The sequence below is a fragment of the Burkholderia sp. 22PA0106 genome, assembly GCF_047497155.1.
Taxonomy (GTDB): Bacteria; Pseudomonadota; Gammaproteobacteria; order Burkholderiales; family Burkholderiaceae; genus Burkholderia.
In genome coordinates, this window is the sequence record NZ_CP163162.1 from 896,075 (window position 1) to 914,608 (window position 18,534).

Sequence of the window (18,534 nt, forward strand, 5' to 3'; positions counted from 1 at the left end):
CACGGCCATGACCGCAACCACCGCGAACGACACGGGGAACACCATGAAACTCGGGGCACTGATCATCCTGTATCACCCGCGCGACGATCAGCTGGCGCGCCTGCGCGAGGTCGCGCGCGATTGCGACGCGCTGGTGGTGGTCGACAACACGCCGGCCGCCAGCCTGGCCGCGCGCGGCGCGGCCGATCAGGATGGCTATGCATTGATCCATCACGGCAACCGCGGCGGCATTGCCGGCGCGTACAACGCCGGGCTGGCCGAACTGTTCGCGCGCGGCGTGGATGCGGTGGCGCTGTTCGATCAGGATTCGACGGTGCCCGCGCCGTTCTTCGCGACGATGCGCGCGGTGTGCGCCGGCTTCGACACGCGCGGCTTCCTGGCCGGCCCGCGCATCTTCGACGAGAACGATCGCCGCTACCTGCCCGAACTCTCCACCGATGGCGTGAGCGTGCGCCGCCTGCCGATGCATGCCGATGCGCCCGTGCAGCGCTGCGGCTTCCTGATCTCGTCGGGCAGCGTGATCTCGCGCGAGGCGTATGCGCGCCTGGGCCGTTTCGACGAATCGCTGTTCATCGATCATGTGGATACCGAATATTGTTTCCGTGCGCTGGCGCGCGACGTGCCGCTGTACGTGGTGCCGCAACTGGTGTTGCCGCACCGCATCGGCAACAAGCGCCGGCACCGGATCGGGCCGTTCGAGATGTCGGCGATGAACCACCCGTCGTATCGCCGCTATTACAGCGCGCGCAACGCGGTGCAGCTCGGCATGCAATACGGCCTGCGGTTTCCGGTGGCGATCGTGCCGAGCCTGCTGACGCTGTGGCAGGTGGTGCAGGTGGTGTTGTGCGAGGACGACAAGGCCGCCAAGCTCAAGGGCATCGCGTTCGGCGTCAGCGACGGCCTGTTCGGCCGCCTCGGGCCGCTCGAACAGTCGCGCCCGGGCTGGGCCGCGCACGCGGGCGAGAGGGTGCGCCACGGATGAGCCGATGCAGCTTGCCGGGGCGCCCGGCACTCGCGGGCGGCGTGCTCGCGGCGGTATTCGCGCTGGCCGGCTGCGTGCCGTCCGGTTTCCAGACCAAGGTTCAACCGCACGTGCCCGGCGCGAACGCGCTGGCCGGCGTGAGTGGCAACGTGCAGCCGGGCGGCGCATGGCCCGCGCCCGACTGGGTCAGGCAGCTCGGCGATCCGCAGCTCGACCGGCTGGTGGCCGAGGCCTACGAGAACAACCCGAGCCTGCAGGCGGCCCGGGCTCGGATCGATATCGCGCAGGCTCAGTTGCAGCAGTACGCGTCGACCACGGGGCTGGTCGGCACGGCCGGCGCGTCGTTGAGCAAGGCGCGTGTGCCGCGCAGCGACGGCGTGGCGAACGTGCAGGTGGGTGGCTTCAACGTGCCGGTGGATCTGTTCAGCGATCCGAATATTTCGTCATCCTCGCTCTATGCGGGATTCAATTACCAGATCGATCTCTGGGGGCGCAACGCCGCCGCCACGCGCGGCATGTTGTCGAATCGCGACGCCGCGCGCGTCGATGCCGAACAGGCGCGGCTCACGCTGGCCGTCACGCTCGTCACGCTGTATTGCCAGCTCGATCAGGCCTACGCGCAGCGCGACCTGCTCGAAGAGAAGCGCGCCGCGAGCGACCAGATCAACGCGGTGCTGCGCGAGCGCGCCGCGCGCGGCATCGACAACGCCTACGACGCCAGCGATGCCGCGATCAAGCGCAACCGGCTGATCGCGCAGCTCGCGATGATGGACGAACAGATCACGCTGTCCGAAGTGCAGATCGGCGTGATGACCGGCAAGGGCCCCGAGCGCGGCCTCGCGCTCAAGCGCCCGCATCCGGGCGATCTGGTCGATGCGCCGTTGCCGCCGAAGCTGCCCGTCGATCTGCTCGGCCGCCGGCCCGATATCGTCGCCGCGCGCCTGCGCGTGCAGGGCGCGTTCTCGGCCGTGGATGGCGCAAAGGCCGAGTTCTATCCGAACGTGAACCTGTCGGCGGTGGGCGGCCTGTTCGCGCTGACGCCGGCCGCGCTGCTGCGTGGCCGCGCGTTCGGCGGCTCGATCGGCCCGGCCGTCACGCTGCCGATCTTCGATCGTGGCCGCCTGAAGGCCAAGCTGGCCGGCGAGGTGGCCAACGCCGACCTGAGCATCGCGCTCTACAACCAAAGTGTCGACCAGGCGCTCGGGCAGGTCGCGCGGCAGTTGACGCAACTGCGCACCATCGACACCCTGCTTGCCGAGCAACAGCATTCGGTGGCCGCCGCGCAGAAGATCGTCGATATCGCCGACGAGCGCCACCGCCGCGGCTTCGGCATGGAAAAGGACGTCAATACCGCGCGCCTGACGCTGGTGGACGAGCGCACGCAACTGATCGACCTGCTCGCCAAGCGCCGCGCGCTGCGCATCGGCTTGATCGATGCGCTCGGCGGCGGCTTCGACGTGACGAAGATGGCCGCGCCCGCGATTGCCCACGACGAACTCGCATTCCCTCCCCACGACCGACTGACCGACTCGCATTTCGACTGACCGCATGGACGACAACAACAACGCGCGCCGCGATCCCGCCGGCGCCCCGCACGATGCCGGCCGGCTCGACGCGAAACGCGCTGCGCGCCGGCGCCACTTCGCGCTGTTCTTCAGCCTCGTGTCGATACTCGCCATCGCGGCCGCGATCTACTGGTTCCTGAGCGGGCGCTATTACGAGGAAACCGACGACGCCTACATGTCCGGCAACATCGTGCAGGTGGGCGCGCAGGTGCCGGGCACCGTGATCGACGTGCTGATCAGCGACACGCAGCGCGTGCGCGCCGGGCAGACGCTGGTGCGGCTCGACGATGCCGAGGCCGCCGTTTCGCTGGCGCAGGCCAGGGCGCAGCTCGCGCAGGCGGTGCGGCAGGCCGCCAACGCGGGCGTGTCGAACGCGATGTACGCCGATACGGTGGCCGCGCGCCAGGCCGATCTCGACGTTGCGCGCAGCGCCTACGATGCGCGCGCGCATGCCAGCGTGGAGGTGGTGTCGCCGGAGGAGACGGCGCGCGCCCGCGCGCAGGTGATCGCCGCGCAGGCGCAACTGGCCGCCGCGCAGGCGCAGCTCGAATCGGCGCGCGTGCTCGGCAGCCGTCTCGCCGTGGAGGACAACCCGTCCGTCGTGCAGGCCGCCGCGCAGTTCAAGCTGGCGTGGCGCAACCTGAAGCGCACCACCATCGTCGCGCCGGTGGATGGCACTGTCGGCCAGCGCTCGGTGCAGGTCGGCCAGCAGGTCGGGCCGGGCGTGCCGCTGCTGTCGCTGATCCAGTTGAACGCGTTGTGGATCGAGGCCAACTTCAAGGAAGGGCAGATCCGCAACATGCGCGCGGGGCAGCCCGTCAGCATCGTTTCGGATATCTACGGATCGAAGGTGGTGTATCGCGGGCACGTGGAGGGCTTTTCGGCCGGCACCGGCAGCGCGTTTTCGATGCTGCCGTCGCAGAACGCGGCCGGCAACTGGATCAAGGTCGTGCAGCGCGTGCCGGTGGTGATCTCGATCGATGCGGCCGATCTGGCCGCGCATCCGCTGCGGATCGGGCTGTCGATGCGCGTGACGGTGGATACGCATGAGCGCGGCGGCCATTTGCTCGATAATGAGCAGCCGTTGCCGGGGCAGAGCACGCGGGTGCACGACAGCGTGGCGTCGGAAGCGGACGCGGCAGCGGCGGCGGTGATTCGGGCGAACAAGTAACCGCGCCTGCTTGCCATCGATACGTGCCATCGCGTTTGAACCACGACAACTCATGACCTCAGCCGAAACTTACCTCGCCGCGCTCCGCCAGGCCTTGAACGACGAAGGCAACGCCGCGCTGGCCCATGCGAGCGGCGCGAGCCCATCGCAACTCGACGTGCTCCGCGCCGTCTATCCGCACGCACCGGCCACGCTCGTGGACCTGCTTCGCCGCCTGAACGGCACGTATCACCAGACGTACGGCGATACCCGCATCGGCGTGCTGGTGCTCGGCTCCGATGTCGAAAGCTATCCTTACTATCTGCTGTCGGTCGAGCAGATCGTCGAGGAGGCGGCCGGCGCTTTCGGCGGCGAAAGCATTGCCGACATCTACGATCTGGAAGAATTCGCGCCGGGAGAATTGTTCGACCCGCGCATCGATGCCGGCGTGCCGATGGGCCGCCGCCTGTGCTTTTCGCATTGCATGAACAACGGCGGCTCGTCGCGGCTGTATATCGATTTCGATCCCGCGCCGGGCGGCAAGCCCGGCCAGGTGGTTCGCTTCCTGCACGATCCCGACAGTTACGCCGTGCTGGCTGACGGCTTCGACCAATATCTACGGCAACTGGCCGCCGACGGGTTTGCGTTCCTGGAAGATCAGGACGAACTCGAACTGCATTGGCAGGCGCCGTCGCGCAAGGGCGGCTGACGCGCGAGCTTCAGCCGCGTTGGTTCTCGATCCACGCCCACAGCGTCGGATCGGCGAAATCGCGAATCGTGTCGTGCGCGCCGGCTTCGCGCAGTTGCGCGTCGGTCAATGCCGTCAGCATGCCGAACGTGTGGATGCCGGCCGAGCTGGCCGAGCGCACGCCGGAGCCCGAATCCTCGAACGCCACCGCATGCGCGGCGTCGCCGCCCACGCGTTCCAGCGCCGTCAGATAAGGCAGCGGGTGTGGCTTGCCATGTTCGAGTTCGCCGCCGATCACCAGCACCTCGAAACGCGTGTCGAGCCCGAGCGCGGCCAGCATCAGCGTGGCGTTCTCGCGCGGCGCGTTGGTGACCACGGCGCTGCGCGCGCCGGCTCGCTCGATATGGTCGAGCAGGGCCTCGGTGCCGGGCGTGGGCGTGAGCCGCGCGCTCAATTGCGCGCGAAACATCTGTTCCTTGTCGGCCGCAAGCGCCGTGTATTCGTCCACCGGCATCCCCGGAAACAGCCCGCCGAAGATCATCGAATCGGGCGCGCCCATCACGTGCGTCTTGTAATAGGCGAGATCGATGCTGCGCTGCCAGCGCGCGAGCAGGGCGTTGAAGGCATTGAGGTGCAGCGCGTCGGTATCGACGAGCGTGCCGTCGAGATCGAACAGGAAGGTGGGCGTGCTCACTGGGCGGGTTTCCTGGGGCGGGGGGATAGGCTGCGGCAAGTTAGCAGAGCCGGGTTTGGAAACAAGCTGGCAGAACTAACGGTTTTTTGGGCGTGGTTCAGATGTTGGGATGTCTGCGCGATTTTGCGCAATAGCGCGTGGTGCTGCGCCTTGTATTGTTGTGGTTTGGGTTGATGTGGCATATCTACCTGGTTTCGTGCGCCAGCGGCAGGCCGGTGGCCGGGTCGAGGTGCTGGGCCTTGGCGAGCTGTGCGATCAGTTCCTCCGGCGGCGCCAGTGGCGCGATCTTGGCAGCCTGCTCCTTGTCCCATTGGAAGGTGCCGTCCCAGGCGGGAAGCTTGGCCGGCGGCAAGGGGACGATCTTGTCGATATCGGGCACCTTGGGATTCTGGCCGTCGTGACTGTCGATGAATTTCCCGATGAGCTTGTATCGACGGACGCGCTCGGCATCCGCGGTCAGGCCCAGATACGACATCCGATTCGACGGCGGGACGCCCTTGAAGGCGCTTTCCAGTGAAAACGCGGCGAGCGTATCGCCGGCCATCGTGCCTTTCTGGAAGGCCTCGATCGCTTCGGGATAATGCGCCGAGTTCTTCTGATTGATGCCGAGCGAGGTGGCCGCGTCGCCATAACCCTGATTCATGGCGCATTGGCGCATCTGTCGTGCAATCTCCGGTGCCTTGTCGTGAGGCACCAGTTGCTCGGCGACGTAGGCTTGGGCCTCCGGGCTGCCCAGGTCGGCCGCCTTGCGGAAATAGCGCAGGGCCAGTTCCTGATCTTGCTTCAGGCCATAGCCTGCTTCCAGGTAATGACCGATGTCGAAGTAGCCGCCCGGTATGCCCTGTTCGACCAGTTGCTTGGCAAGGTCGATGCTTTCCTTGGGCGCATCCGGCGAATCGGCCAGCCCCTGCGAGATCAGCAACTGCGCATTGTGATTGGCCTTGTAGTGCCCGTACGCCGCAGCGATCCGATAGTAACGGGCGATCGCGTCGAAATCCTTCGAGCCATCGGCGTTCTGAAGATACCTTGCGTATTGGAAAAGCGCGTCGGCGTTCGCATCGAGCGGCGGAAGATGGTCGGCTTCGTGCGTGCAGGTGAAGGCAAGATCGGCGCGCACGGCATTGATGTCAGGCAATGTGGACGCCACGGTACTTTCCTTGCTCGTGCATGCGCAGATCACGAGGGAAAGAATGAGCGGGGAGAGCCTGGAAATGTTCTTCATCGTTCAATCGTCAAAGCCGCGAGCATTAAATATACGCACGAATCCGAATGGGGGATTCGTCTTGTCGCTGCGGTGTATACGCGTGGCTCCATTCTTCATCCGTTACAGCACGCCATCCAACATCAAAATGAAAATCCTGCTGCCGCGCCGGGTGTTTCTGCAAATCGCAGCGCAACAAAACTCATGATCGTTTCGCGACAACGATTCGATGGAGGGTTTCGAGCCTCATCCCCCATGTCGGCATCAAGCAACCCCATGTCGCGTTTACTACGCCCCCCGCCCCGCCCCCCGGACTACCCTCTGAAGGCTTGCTGCCCGACCCGTGCGCGGCCGCGCCGGGCGAAGCGCAGCACCAAGCCAGAGAGACAGGAGACGAAGCGATGAGCAGCAATCGAGGAGTCGTGTATCAGGGCCCGGGCAAGGTCGAAGTGCAGAACATCGACTATCCGAAGATGGTCGATCCGAGCGGGCGCAAGATCGGCCACGGCGTGATCCTGAAGGTCGTCAGCACGAACATTTGCGGCTCGGACCAGCACATGGTGCGCGGCCGCACGACGGCGCCGGTCGGCCTCGTGCTCGGCCACGAAATCACGGGCGAAGTGATCGAGCTGGGCGGCGACGTGGAAACGCTGAAGCTCGGCGACATCGTCACGGTGCCGTTCAATGTGGCCTGCGGGCGCTGCCCGATGTGCCGCGAGCAAAGCACGGGCGTGTGCCTGAACGTGAACCCGGCGCGCGCCGGCGGCGCGTACGGCTACGTGGACATGGGCGGCTGGATCGGCGGCCAGGCCGAGTACGTGCTGGTGCCGTACGCCGATTTCAACCTGATCAAGTTCCCGGACCGCGACCAGGCGATGGCGAAGATCCGAGATCTGACCTGCCTGTCCGACATCCTCCCCACCGGTTATCACGGCGCCGTCACGGCCGGCGTGAAGCCCGGCTCGACGGTGTATATCGCGGGCGCCGGCCCGGTGGGGATGGCCGCGGCGGCCTCGGCGCGCCTGCTCGGCGCGGCGGTGACGATCGTCGGCGACATGAACGCCGAACGCCTCGAACACGCGCGCAAGGTAGGCTTCGAAACGGTGGACCTGTCGAAGGACACGCCGCTGGGCGACCAGATCGCGGCGATCGTCGGCCGCCCCGAGATCGACTGCGCGGTGGATTGCGTGGGCTTCGAGGCGCATGGCCACGGTTCGGAAGGCAGCAACGAGGAAGCGCCGGCCACGGTGCTGAATTCGCTGATGGAAATCGTGCGTCCGGCCGGCGCGATCGGCATCCCGGGCCTGTACGTGACGGACGATCCGGGCGCGAAGGACGTGGCCGCCAAGCACGGCAGCCTGAGCATCCGCTTCGGCCTGGGCTGGGCGAAGTCGCACTCGTTCCATACCGGCCAGACGCCGGTGCTCAAGTACAACCGCAACCTGATGCAGGCGATCCTGTTCGACCGCCTGCCGATCGCGGATATCGTCAATGTGACGGTGATCTCGCTCGATCAGGCGCCGGAAGGCTATCGCAAGTTCGACGGGGGTGCGCCGCGCAAGTTCGTGATCGATCCGCACGGTCTGATCCCGGCTTGACGATCGGTTGAGGCCGCCAGGCCCGCAACCTGAGAGACACGGCCCGCGCTTCGGCGCGGGCCGTTTTCATTTTGGTTGCGCGCGCAAGCGTTTGTGAGAGGAGCGACGCGGGGCCGAAATCAGCCGAAATCGCGTGCCGCCAGCGTCTCGGCCGCGGCGGCCACGGGTGCGTGCCACTCTCCGAGCGTCGGCTGGCGGAACAGGCGCATGCTCGGATACCACGGCGTGTAATCGACATGGTTGAGCCAGCGGCTGTCGCCCGCCTGCGAGAGCATCAGCCACACCGGCTTGCCGAGCGCACCGGCCAGATGCGCGACGCCGGTATCGATCGACACGAGCAGGTCCAGCCGGTCGAGCACGGCGGCCGTGTCGGCGAAGCTGTGCAGCGCCGGTGCGAGATCGACGATGCCGTGGCGCGCGATGGTTTCGCGCTCGGCATCGTTTTGTTCTCCTACCTGCAACGAATAGAAGCGGCAGCCCGGCTGGCCGAGCAAGGGCGCGAGCGTGTCGAGTGCGATGGAGCGATACGGCTCATGGCGCACGCCCGAATTGCTGCGCCACACGAGCCCGATGCGCGCGAGGCCCGGCGCGTCGAGCGCGTCGCGCACGGCGTCGGGCAGCGCGGAGGCGGGCGGCGCGTCGAGGTAGGGCGTGTCGAAGCGCGGCGTGTACGGCGTGTGCTGGTAGCGCGCGAACAGATTGAACAGCCAGGTCACGTAGTCGCATTCGTCGGCGAGTGCGCCGATATGCGGGCCGCTCTCGCGCACGAAGCCGTCGCGGCGCAGCACGCCGCGCGCTGCGTCCACCACCTGTACGTCGACCGAGGCGGCGCCCTCGTCCTTCAGGCATTGCAGGTAGCGCGCATGCATGAACAGGTCGCCTGCGCCGCCTTCCATCAACACCAGCACGCGCTTGCCCTCGACCGGATCGTGGTGGCCGAGGAACTTGCGCTCGGCCCAGTCGAAGCTGCCGCCGTGGCCGGGATACAGCGTCTCGACGATGGTGCGCCGGTGCGGCGCGTCGCGCAGCTCGCGGTACAGCCGGTGCGCGTCACGATAGCGGCCCTGGCCGAAACGCGCGACGGTTTGCTCGAAGCGGAGGATGTAGAGGTTCGGGTCGCCGGCGAGGCCGGCCTCCGCGCGCGTGAGCAGCGCGTCGGCGTCGGCGAAGCGGCCGAGGTAGTTCATCTCGATGCCGGCCTGCGCCAGTGCGAACGGCGTGCCGCTTCGGGATGCACTGGCGGCGGCGCGTTCGGCCTGTTCGAGCGCGGCGGCGGCGTGGCCGGCCTCGCGCAGCCGGCGTGCGAGCGCCAGCGCGGCGTCGCCGTGGGGCGCGTTCAGGTAGGCGAGATAGGCGTTCGCCAGCGCGGTATCGTGTTGCACATCCGGTCCTGGTGAGGCGGCGCGCCGCCACCCGCGTCCGGCCGGGGCGGGAGCGTCAGGCGTGCAGCACGAGCGCCGGTTGCGATGCGCCGATCGGCAGCATCGGTTGCGCCAGCGGTGCGACCTGCTTGCGGCGTTCGCGGGTCGGCGCGGTGCCGAACGCATCGCGATAGCTCTTGCTGAAATGGCAGGCCGACTGGAAACCGCATGCCATTGTAATGTGCATGATCGACATATCCGTCTGCAGCAGCAGCTCGCGCGCGCGGCGCAGGCGCAGCGTCAGATAGTAATGCGTGGGGGTCATGCCGAGATGCTCGCGGAACAGGCGCTGCAACTGGCGTTGCGACATGTTCGCGAGCCGCGCCAGTTCCTCGCGCGAGAGCGGCTCCTCGATGTTGTTCTCCATCAGCGCGATCACCTCGAACAGCGATTTGTTCGCCGAGCCGAGCCGCGCGACGAGCGGCATGCGCTGTTGCGCGCTGGTATCGCGCACGTGTTCGACGATGAACTGCTCGGCGATCTGCGTGACGCGCGCCGTGCCGACGCGCGGCGCGATCAGGTTCAGCATCATGTCGAGCGGCGCCACGCCGCCCGTGCAGGTGATGCGGTCGCGGTCGATCACGAACAGCTCTTTCAGGAAGCGCGTGTCGGGGAATTCTTCCTTGAGCGCCGACATGTTCTCCCAGTGGATCGCGCAGGCATAGCCCGACAGCAGGCCGGCCTTGGCCAGCGCGTAGGTGCCGGTGCACAGGCTGCCGAGCGCCACGCCCGCGCGCGCGAAGCGGCGCATCGTGACCAGATGCTCGGCCGTGGTGGCGCGCTGGACATCCACGCCGCCGCACACGAACACGACGTCGGGAATGCCCAGCGTCTCGGCCGGCGCGGTATCCACGCTCAGGCCGTTGCTTGCCGTGACCGGGCCGCCTCCCGGCGACACCACGGACCAGCGGTACAGCGTCTGGCCGCTCAGGTAGTTGGCCATCCTGAGCACTTCGATCGCGTTGGTGAACGCGATCATCGTGAAGTTGGGCAGGGGAACGAACGCGAAGTGAGACAGACTCGCGGTGCGGTCGGGGGACATGGGGCGTTCCTTGAATCGGGAATCGGCGCGCTGGGGGAACACGGCTCGGTTATTGTGGAATCCCGCGCAACAACCATGCCATACGGCTAAACCCTGATCGCACCGTGGGCCGGGCCTCGCAACGGATGGGGCGGCGCACCGCGGCGGGGATGCGCTGCACCGCGCCGGCTCGCGCCAGGCGCGGGCAGCACCGTGCCGGTGCCGGATCATGCGCGCTTTTTCGCGCGGGCCGTCTCGGTGCATACCCGTAGACGCTCACCTGTCCGGAAACGACGCGCCGGCCGACTTGTACAAAACGGACGCGCATGTCGGAAAAGGCAAAGAAAGCGTCTGAATTCATCAATCGGCCAAAAATCCGAACGACAAGAATAGAGCCGTCGGCAGCCACTGCGAAAACCCGCCTCGATCCCTTGCAGGACGGGCCTTTCCCGGAAGCGCCAGCCGCCGGGATAACCCGCACGATCGCCCACACTACGCGCCATTCTGGAGAATCACATGAGCACGCTGCATCAGGACAGCATCATCATCGACGGCCTGAACATCTCGAAGTTCGATCGTTCGGTGTTCGAGGATATGCACAAGGGTGGCGTGACGGCCGCCAATTGCACCGTGTCGGTCTGGGACAGCTTCATCAAGACGGTCGACAACATCGGCACGATGAAGCAGGCGATCCGCGAGAACAGCGAACTGCTGACGTTGGTGCGCACCACCGACGACATCGCCCGCGCCAAGCGCGAAGGCAAGACCGGCGTGATCCTCGGCTTCCAGAATGCGCATGCGTTCGAAGACAACCTCTCGTACATCGAAGCGTTCGCCGACATGGGCGTGCGCGTGGTGCAGCTCTGCTACAACACGCAGAACCTGGTCGGCACCGGCTGCTACGAACGCGACGGCGGCCTGTCCGATTTCGGCCGCGAAGTGATCACCGAAATGAACCGCGTCGGCATCATGGTCGACCTCTCGCATGTGGGCGGCAATACGTCGTCCGAAGCGATCGCGTTCTCGAAGAAGCCGGTCACGTATTCGCACTGCCTGCCCTCGGGCCTGAAGGAACACCCGCGTAACAAGAGCGACGCGCAACTGCGCGAGATCGCCGATGCCGGCGGCTTCGTGGGCGTGACGATGTTCGCCCCGTTCCTCAAGCGCGGCATCGACGCCACGATCGACGACTACATCGAGGCGATCGACTACGTGGTGAACCTGATCGGCGAGGACACGGTGGGCATCGGCACCGATTTCACGCAGGGCTACAGCACCGAATTCTTCGACATGCTCACGCACGACAAGGGCCGCTACCGCCGCCTGACCAATTTCGGCAAGGTCGTGAACCCGGAAGGAATCCGAACCATCGGCGAATTCCCGAACCTGACCGCGGCGATGGAAAAGGCCGGCTGGAAGGAGTCGCGCATTCGCAAGATCATGGGCGAGAACTGGGTTCGCGTGTTCAAGGACGTCTGGGGCGCCTGATTCCACGCCGGCCCCGGGCCGGCCCACCGCCATTCACTCAATCGATTCGCACCACGCGCCCGCTCCACGAGCCACGGCGCGCGGGCGAAGTCGCGCCCGAACCCGGGCGCCATGCCTCATCACGGAGTCAACGATGCAACCGCAACTGCCCATCGACGTCGATCCCAACACCGGTGTCTGGACCACCGACGCGCTGCCGATGCTGTACGTGCCGCGCCACTTCTTCACGAACAACCACGTTGCCGTGGAAGAAGCGCTGGGCCAGGACGCCTACGCCGAAATCCTCTACAAGGCCGGCTACAAGTCCGCCTACTACTGGTGCGACAAGGAAGCGCCGGCGCACGGCATCCAGGGCATGGCGGTGTTCGAGCACTACCTGAACCGCCTGTCGCAACGCGGCTGGGGCCTGTTCAGCATCATCGAGGCCGACCCGGTGAACGCGCGCGCCCGCATCGAGCTGCGCCATTCGTCGTTCGTGCTCCAGCAGCCGGAGAAGATCGGCAAGCTCTGCTACATGTTCGCGGGCTGGTTCGCCGGCGCGATGGACTGGGTCAACGACACCACGCCGGAAGGCAAGGGCGCGCCGCGCGCGTTCTCGACCGAAGCGCATTGCGCCGGCGAACACCATGACCACCACGGCCATTGCGTGTTCGAAGTGTCGCCGATCGCTGCCTGATTCATACCCGATACCAATACGACAGAGCCCGCCAGAGGTCGCCCCCAATGCGTTACCCGAACCTGTTCAAGCCCATGACGCTCAACCAGCTGACCTTGCGAAACCGCATCGTCAGCACCGCGCACGCCGAGGTGTACGCGGAGCCGGGCGGCCTGCCGGGAGACCGGTACATCCGTTACTACGAGGAGAAGGCGAAAGGCGGCGTCGGCCTCGCGATCTGCGGCGGCTCCAGCCCGGTATCGGTCGACAGCCCGCAAGGCTGGTGGAAGTCGGTCAACCTGTCGACCGACAAGATCATCGATCCGCTCACGCGCCTGGCCGACACGATGCACCAGCACGGCGCGAAGATCATGATCCAGGCCACCCACATGGGCCGCCGCTCGTCGTTCCATGGCGAGCACTGGCCGCACCTGATGTCGCCGTCGGGCGTGCGCGAGCCGGTGCACCGCGGCAACGCGAAGATCATCGAGATCGAGGAAATCCGCCGCATCATCGGCGATTTCGCGGCCGCCGCGAAGCGCGTGCAGGCCGCCGGCATGGACGGCATCGAAATCTCGGCCGCTCACCAGCATCTGATCGACCAGTTCTGGAGCAAGCGCTCGAACCACCGCACCGACGAATGGGGCGGCAGCCTCGAAAACCGCCTGCGCTTCGGCATCGAAGTGCTGACGGCCGTGCGCGAGGCGGTGGGCAAGGATTTCTGCGTCGGCCTGCGCATGTGCGGCGACGAATTCCACGAGGATGGCCTCGATCACGAAGCGCTCAAGGAAATCGCCCAGGCGATGTCCGAGACGGGCCTGATCGATTACCTGAGCGTGGTCGGCTCGGGCGGCGACACCCACAACACGATCGCCAACTGCATGCCGCCGATGGCGCTGCCGCCGGAACCGTTCGTCCACCTCGCGGCCGGCATCAAGTCGGTCGTGAAGATCCCGGTGATGCACGCGCAGAGCATTCGCGACGCGGGCCAGGCCGAGCGCCTGCTGGCCACCGGCATGATCGACCTGGTCGGCATGACGCGCGCGCAGATCGCCGATCCGCACATGGTGATCAAGATCCGCGACGGTCGCGAAGACGAAATCAAGCAGTGCGTGGGCGCGAACTACTGCATCGACCGCCAGTACAACGGCCTCGACGTGCTGTGCATCCAGAACGCGGCCACCTCGCGCGAATCGACGATGCCGCACATCGTCGAGAAGTCGCGCGGCCCGAAGCGCAAGGTGGTGGTGGTCGGCGCCGGCCCGGCCGGCCTCGAAGCGGCGCGCGTGGCGAAGCTGCGCGGCCACGACGTGGTGCTGTTCGAGAAGAACACGGAAGTGGGCGGGCAGGTGATGATCGCGGCGAAGGCGCCGCAACGCGAACAGATGTCGGGGATCATCCGCTGGTTCGACATGGAAACCAAGCGCCTCGGCGTGGACCGCCGCCTCGGCGTGGCCGCCGACGAGAAGATGATCATGGCCGAGAAGCCGGACATCGTGGTGCTGGCCACGGGCGGCTCCAGCTTCACCTGGCAGGTGCCGGGCTGGGGCGTGGACGAAGGCCTGGCGGTCAGCTCGTGGGACATCCTGAACGGCAAGGTCGAGCCGAAGAAGAACGTGCTGCTGTTCGACGGCGTGAGCACCCATGCCGGCGCGGGCGTGGCCGACTTCATGGCGAGCCGCGGCTCGCAGGTCGAGATCGTCACGCCGGACGTGAAGGTGGCCGACGATTGCGGCGGCACGACGTTCCCGATCTTCTACCGCCGCCTGTATGCGTTCGGCGTGATTCATACACCTAACTACATGCTCGATCGCGTGTACGTGGAAGACGGCAAGACGATCGCCGTGCTGCGCAACGAATACACGGAAGAGCAGGAAGAGCGCGTGGTCGATCAGGTGGTGGTCGAGAACGGTTCGTCGCCGAACGACGAGCTGTACTGGAAGCTCAAGCCGGAATCGCTGAACCGCGGCCAGATCGATCCGCACACGCTGTTCGCGGCCGAGCCGCAGCCGTGCCTGTCGGAAGAACTCGGCAACGGCCGCTTCCTGCTGTTCCGCGTCGGCGACTGCATCTCGATGCACAACGTCCACGGCGCGATCTACGACTCGCTGCGTCTCGTGAAGGACTTCTGACGATGAATCCGGCTTTCTTGATTACCGCCCTGCTGTGGCTGTCGGTGGCGGGGCTTGCGTTCGCCGTCGCGAAGCGCTCGGCGTTCTGGCGCGTCGGCCGGGCCACTGCGCCCGGCGCGTTCGGCATCGGCCATTTATTTACCATCCCGAAGCGTTATTTCGTCGACCTGCACCATGTGGTGGCCCGCGACCCATACATCGCCAAGACCCACGTGGCGACGGCGGGCGGGGCGATCGGCGCGATGGCGCTGGTGTTCGTCAACTACGGCCTGGCGATCTACTCGCCGTGGCTCGACAAGCTGATCCTGCTGGCCTCGCTCGCGATGCTGGTGGGCGCGGTGTTCGTGTGGCGCCGCCGTGCGGCGAAGAACGTGCCGGCGCGCCTGTCGCGCGGCCCGTGGAATACGCTGCCCTGGCTGCTCGGCTCGTTCGCGTTCGGCCTCGCGCTGTACGCGGTGGTGCCGGCCAGTGCGATGTCGGGCGCGGTGGCCGTGCTCTGCGCGGTGCTGATCGCGATCGGCGCGTTCGCCATGACGTTCGGCGCGGCGCGCGGCGGCCCGATGAAGCACGCCATCGCCGGCCTGCTGCATCTGGCGTTCCACCCGCGTCAGGAACGTTTCGCGGCGACTCGCGAGAGCTTCACCGGCAACGGCACGGCCGTGCCGCCCACGGCGCTCAAGCTGCCCGATATCGAGCAGCAGGAATACGGCGTCGGCAAGCCGGTGGAATTCCGCTGGAACCAGTTGTTGAGCTTCGATGCCTGCGTGCAGTGCGGCAAGTGCGAAGCCGCCTGCCCGGCGTTCGCCTCCGGCCAGCCGCTGAACCCGAAGAAGCTGATCCAGGATCTGGTGACCGGCATGGCCGGCGGCACCGACGCCGCCTACGCCGGCAGCCCGACGCCCGGCATCGCGGTGGGCCGCCACGGCGGCGAGCCGAACGGGCCGATCGTCTCGGGCCTGATCGAAGCCGACACGCTGTGGTCGTGCACCACCTGCCGCGCCTGCGTGCAGGAGTGCCCGATGCTGATCGAGCATGTGGACGCGATCGTCGACATGCGCCGCAACCAGACGCTGGTGCACGGCACGGTGCCGGGCAAGGGCGCGGAAACCATCGCGAACCTGCGCGAAACCGGCACCATGGGCGGCTTCGACACGGCGGCGCGCTACGACTGGTCGGTGGACCTGCAAGCGCCGGTGGCCCAGCCGGGCCGCCCGGTGGACGTGCTGATCGTGGCCGGCGAAGGCGCGTTCGACATGCGCTACCAGCGCACGCTGCGGGCGTTCATCAAGGTGCTGAACAAGGCCGGCGTGGATTACGCGGTGCTCGGCCGCGCCGAAACCGATACCGGCGACACGGCGCGCCGGCTCGGCGACGAGGCCACGTTCCAGCAGATGGCCAAGCGCCTGATCGGCACGCTCGACGCGCTGTCGTTCAAGCAGATCGTGACGGCCGATCCACACGTGATGCACAGCCTGCGCAACGAATACCGCGCGCTCGGCGCGCGCTACACGGTCAAGCATCACACGGCGTTCGTGGCCGAGCTGGCCGAGGCGGGCCGCATCACGCCGAAGGCCAACGAGGCGCTGCGCGAGAAAAAGATCACGTATCACGACCCGTGCTACCTGGGCCGCTACAACGGCGAAATCGAAGCGCCGCGCAAGCTGCTCAAGACGATCGGCATCCAGGTGGTGGAGATGGAACGCAACGGCATGCGCGGGCGCTGCTGCGGCGGTGGCGGCGGTGCGCCGCTGACCGACATCCCCGGCAAGCAGCGGATTCCGGATATCCGCATCGCGGACGCGCGCGCGATCGGCGCCGACGTGGTCGCGGTGGGTTGCCCGAACTGCACGGCGATGCTCGAAGGCGTGGTCGGCCCGCGCCCCGACGTGCTCGATGTCGCCGAACTCGTCGCCGCCTCGCTGGAGTGAATCGATGAACACCCTCAAACGTATCGATCCGCGCCGGCCCTTCGTGGTCACGCCGGCCGGACTCAAGCGCATCACGCTGGGCGAGGTGGGCGGGGCCGGCGGCAACGTCGCGCTCTGGACCGGCCACGCGCACCACGATGCACCGAAGCCCAAACGCAGCGTGGAAGCCGCCGAGCATGTGCTGCTGGTGGTGGGCCACCCGGAGCGCGGTTCGCTCGACGATCACACGCGCCAGGTGGCGGCCGCCGCCGCGCTGCTGGCCGACGCGCGCAGCGAAGTGGTGCTGCTGTCGTTCGGTGAACTGAAGGACGAGATCGACGAACTCGGCATCGACAAGCTGATCGAGCTGCCCGGTTTCGACCGGCGCGGCTTCGCGCCCGACACCGAGCTTCAGGCGCTGCTGGCCTGCGCCGCCGCGCTGGCGCCGCGCCATGTGCTGGTGCCCGACAACGCCACCGGCGACGGCGATCTTGGCCGCCGCTATGCCGCCGCGCTCGGCGCGAGCGTGGCCGCGCAGGTGGTGGAGATCGACGCGAAGCACGTGGGCACGTACGCCGACGCCAAACGCCAGTTCTGCACGCGGGCCTTGCCCGACGTGGTGCTGCTCGCGCCGAACGCGGTCGAACCGAAGCTGCCGTTCGTCGGGGCCGGCGAGCGGCTTGCCGCGCCGTTCGCGATCGGCACGGCCGGCGCCGCCAACGGCTATCGCGATCTCGGCATGGAAGAACTCGACGCCGCGCAAGTGGCGCTCGAAGAGGCCGATTTCATCGTGTCGGCCGGCAACGGCGTGACCGACGTGGGCGCGTTCGAGACGCTGGCCGGCGTGTTCGGCGCGGCGATCGGCGCGAGCCGCGTGGCGGTGGACAACGGCCACTTCACGCGCGACAAGCAGGTGGGCGCGACCGGCAAGACGGTCGAGGCCAGCCTCTACATCGCGTTCGGCATTTCCGGGGCGGTCCAGCATTTGCAAGGTATCAAGGACTGCCGACATGTGATCGCCGTGAACCTCGACGCCAGCGCGCCGATCGCCAAGCGCGCGAACCTCACGGTGGTGGGCGATGCGCAGGCGACCATCGCCGCGCTGATCGAACAAGTGACCGCCGCCCGTGCGGCACGCGGCCGTGCGAGCGAGCACGGTGCGCGGCATCTGGAAGGAGTGGCCGCATGAACGCCCCCCGCAAACTGTCGCGCATCGCGGTGCTGGTGTCGGTGGGCCGGCACCCGGTCAGCGGCGCGCCGCGCTACAGCCGCAACGACGCGGCCGCGCTCGAACTGGGCCGCACGCTGGCCGGCGAGCACGGCGCGCAACTCGAAGTGCTGCACGCAGGCGACCCGAACGATCCGGCGCTGGCCGACTATCTGGCGCTCGGCGCACGCAAGATCGAGGTGATCGCATGCCGCCCCGGCGACGACGCGGTCGCGGCGCTGGCGGGCCGCCTCGCCGGTGTGGACCTGGTGCTGACCGGCACGCGTGCCGAAGGCGCGTTCGATACCGGCCTGCTGCCGTATCAGGTGGCGGCGAAGCTCGACTACCGGCTGGCCGGCACGGCCGTCGATATCGAGGTGCGCAACGGCGAAGCGGTGATCCGGCAATTCCTGCCGAAGGGCCTGCGCCGCAAGGCGGCCGTGATGCTGCCCGCGGTGGTGGCCGTGCATCCGCTCGCCAACGCGCAGCCGCGTTACGCCTATGCACGCCAGCGCGCCGGCAGCGTCGTGCCGGTGCCCGCCGAAGCGGTGGCGGCGAGCGCCGAATCGGCCGATTTCGCGGCCTGGAAAACAGCGCCGACCGAACGCAAACCCGTCAAGCTGGTGGCCGCCGAGAAGCGCTCGGGGCATGCCCGCATGCTGTCCGCGACCACCACCGAAAGCCGCGGCGGCAACGTCGTAAATGAAGGGAGTTCGGTCGAAAAAGCACAAGTGATCCTGGCGTATTTGCGCGAGCATCAACTGATCGATTACTGAATCGCTGACCCTTTGTCAGTCGGCGGGAACCAAGCATAGAGTCCGGAGC

Annotated in this window: 15 protein-coding genes; 11 read left to right on the forward strand and 4 right to left on the reverse strand. The window is 67.2% G+C overall.

Features of this window, described 5'->3' with window-relative positions; translation table 11 throughout:
- Positions 1-7: 7 nt before the first annotated feature.
- From AB4850_RS03905 to AB4850_RS03920, 4 genes are read left to right on the forward strand one after another with little or no spacing between them, the layout of a single operon-like run.
- Positions 8-982: a glycosyltransferase family 2 protein gene (locus tag AB4850_RS03905; protein WP_414441294.1), complete on the forward strand. Its 975-nt coding sequence runs from the start codon at positions 8-10 to the stop codon at positions 980-982.
- Positions 979-2,526 (forward strand): efflux transporter outer membrane subunit, encoded by a 1,548-nt coding sequence (locus AB4850_RS03910; RefSeq protein ID WP_414441295.1) that lies wholly within the window; start codon positions 979-981, stop codon positions 2,524-2,526. Before AB4850_RS03905 ends, AB4850_RS03910 begins: the two co-directional genes overlap by 4 nt.
- A 4-nt stretch (positions 2,527-2,530) precedes the next feature.
- Positions 2,531-3,718, forward strand: coding sequence for an HlyD family efflux transporter periplasmic adaptor subunit (locus AB4850_RS03915; RefSeq protein ID WP_414441296.1), 1,188 nt, complete (start codon positions 2,531-2,533; stop codon positions 3,716-3,718).
- Positions 3,719-3,770: 52 nt separating this feature from the next.
- Entirely contained in the window at positions 3,771-4,406 is a 636-nt protein-coding gene (locus tag AB4850_RS03920) for an SMI1/KNR4 family protein (RefSeq protein WP_414441297.1), read from the forward strand.
- Between the two features lie 10 nt (positions 4,407-4,416).
- Here AB4850_RS03920 and AB4850_RS03925 read toward each other — a convergent pair whose 3' ends face one another.
- Both AB4850_RS03925 and AB4850_RS03930 read right to left on the reverse strand, forming a co-directional pair.
- A complete protein-coding gene (locus tag AB4850_RS03925) occupies positions 4,417-5,079 on the reverse strand; it encodes an HAD family hydrolase (RefSeq protein ID WP_414441298.1) in 663 nt (220 codons plus the stop codon).
- 184 nt (positions 5,080-5,263) lie between these two features.
- On the reverse strand, positions 5,264-6,301 hold the full coding sequence (locus AB4850_RS03930) for a sel1 repeat family protein (protein ID WP_414441299.1): 1,038 nt from the start codon (positions 6,299-6,301) through the stop codon (positions 5,264-5,266).
- A gap of 380 nt (positions 6,302-6,681) precedes the next feature.
- Here AB4850_RS03930 and fdhA point away from each other — a divergent pair, with 380 nt between their 5' ends.
- Positions 6,682-7,878 (forward strand): formaldehyde dehydrogenase, glutathione-independent, encoded by a 1,197-nt coding sequence (gene fdhA / locus AB4850_RS03935; protein WP_414441300.1) that lies wholly within the window; start codon positions 6,682-6,684, stop codon positions 7,876-7,878.
- 119 nt (positions 7,879-7,997) lie between these two features.
- On the opposite strand, the gene AB4850_RS03940 is transcribed toward fdhA, so the two are convergent.
- Together AB4850_RS03940 and AB4850_RS03945 are read right to left on the reverse strand one after the other, a co-directional pair.
- A complete protein-coding gene (locus AB4850_RS03940; protein ID WP_414441301.1) occupies positions 7,998-9,260 on the reverse strand; it encodes a glycosyltransferase family 9 protein in 1,263 nt (420 codons plus the stop codon).
- A gap of 55 nt (positions 9,261-9,315) precedes the next feature.
- Positions 9,316-10,341 (reverse strand): GlxA family transcriptional regulator, encoded by a 1,026-nt coding sequence (locus tag AB4850_RS03945; protein WP_414441302.1) that lies wholly within the window; start codon positions 10,339-10,341, stop codon positions 9,316-9,318.
- A gap of 495 nt (positions 10,342-10,836) precedes the next feature.
- Between AB4850_RS03945 and AB4850_RS03950 the strand changes: the two genes are divergently transcribed.
- The 6 genes from AB4850_RS03950 (at position 10,837) to AB4850_RS03975 (ending at position 18,485) form a co-directional block, all read left to right on the forward strand.
- The gene (locus tag AB4850_RS03950; protein ID WP_414441303.1) at positions 10,837-11,808 is read left to right on the forward strand and encodes a dipeptidase; all 972 of its coding nucleotides are present in this window, start codon (positions 10,837-10,839) and stop codon (positions 11,806-11,808) included.
- A 133-nt stretch (positions 11,809-11,941) separates the two neighbouring features.
- The gene (locus tag AB4850_RS03955) at positions 11,942-12,484 is read left to right on the forward strand and encodes a DUF5943 domain-containing protein (protein WP_206125783.1); all 543 of its coding nucleotides are present in this window, start codon (positions 11,942-11,944) and stop codon (positions 12,482-12,484) included.
- A 47-nt stretch (positions 12,485-12,531) separates the two neighbouring features.
- Complete coding sequence (locus AB4850_RS03960) at positions 12,532-14,595, forward strand: FAD-dependent oxidoreductase (RefSeq protein WP_414441304.1); 2,064 nt, start codon at positions 12,532-12,534, stop codon at positions 14,593-14,595.
- 2 nt (positions 14,596-14,597) lie between these two features.
- Entirely contained in the window at positions 14,598-16,523 is a 1,926-nt protein-coding gene (locus tag AB4850_RS03965; RefSeq protein ID WP_414441305.1) for a (Fe-S)-binding protein, read from the forward strand.
- 4 nt (positions 16,524-16,527) lie between these two features.
- Entirely contained in the window at positions 16,528-17,691 is a 1,164-nt protein-coding gene (locus tag AB4850_RS03970; RefSeq protein ID WP_414441306.1) for an electron transfer flavoprotein subunit alpha/FixB family protein, read from the forward strand.
- Positions 17,688-18,485, forward strand: a complete 798-nt coding sequence (locus tag AB4850_RS03975) for an electron transfer flavoprotein subunit beta/FixA family protein (protein ID WP_414441307.1) — start codon at positions 17,688-17,690, stop codon at positions 18,483-18,485. Before AB4850_RS03970 ends, AB4850_RS03975 begins: the two co-directional genes overlap by 4 nt.
- Positions 18,486-18,534: the final 49 nt, after the last annotated feature.

What these genes read in the sequence shown, in the direction of transcription:
- AB4850_RS03905 (WP_414441294.1), top strand. Translation starts at nt 8, where the DNA reads ATGACCGCAACCACCGCGAACGACACGGGGAACACCATGAAACTCGGG.
- AB4850_RS03930 (WP_414441299.1), bottom strand. Translation starts at nt 6,301, where the DNA reads ATGAAGAACATTTCCAGGCTCTCCCCGCTCATTCTTTCCCTCGTGATC.
- AB4850_RS03965 (WP_414441305.1), top strand. Translation starts at nt 14,598, where the DNA reads ATGAATCCGGCTTTCTTGATTACCGCCCTGCTGTGGCTGTCGGTGGCG.
- AB4850_RS03975 (WP_414441307.1), top strand. Translation starts at nt 17,688, where the DNA reads ATGAACGCCCCCCGCAAACTGTCGCGCATCGCGGTGCTGGTGTCGGTG.
- AB4850_RS03955 (WP_206125783.1), top strand. Translation starts at nt 11,942, where the DNA reads ATGCAACCGCAACTGCCCATCGACGTCGATCCCAACACCGGTGTCTGG.
- AB4850_RS03950 (WP_414441303.1), top strand. Translation starts at nt 10,837, where the DNA reads ATGAGCACGCTGCATCAGGACAGCATCATCATCGACGGCCTGAACATC.
- AB4850_RS03945 (WP_414441302.1), bottom strand. Translation starts at nt 10,341, where the DNA reads ATGTCCCCCGACCGCACCGCGAGTCTGTCTCACTTCGCGTTCGTTCCC.
- fdhA (WP_414441300.1), top strand. Translation starts at nt 6,682, where the DNA reads ATGAGCAGCAATCGAGGAGTCGTGTATCAGGGCCCGGGCAAGGTCGAA.
- AB4850_RS03970 (WP_414441306.1), top strand. Translation starts at nt 16,528, where the DNA reads ATGAACACCCTCAAACGTATCGATCCGCGCCGGCCCTTCGTGGTCACG.
- AB4850_RS03915 (WP_414441296.1), top strand. Translation starts at nt 2,531, where the DNA reads ATGGACGACAACAACAACGCGCGCCGCGATCCCGCCGGCGCCCCGCAC.
- AB4850_RS03960 (WP_414441304.1), top strand. Translation starts at nt 12,532, where the DNA reads ATGCGTTACCCGAACCTGTTCAAGCCCATGACGCTCAACCAGCTGACC.
- AB4850_RS03910 (WP_414441295.1), top strand. Translation starts at nt 979, where the DNA reads ATGAGCCGATGCAGCTTGCCGGGGCGCCCGGCACTCGCGGGCGGCGTG.
- AB4850_RS03920 (WP_414441297.1), top strand. Translation starts at nt 3,771, where the DNA reads ATGACCTCAGCCGAAACTTACCTCGCCGCGCTCCGCCAGGCCTTGAAC.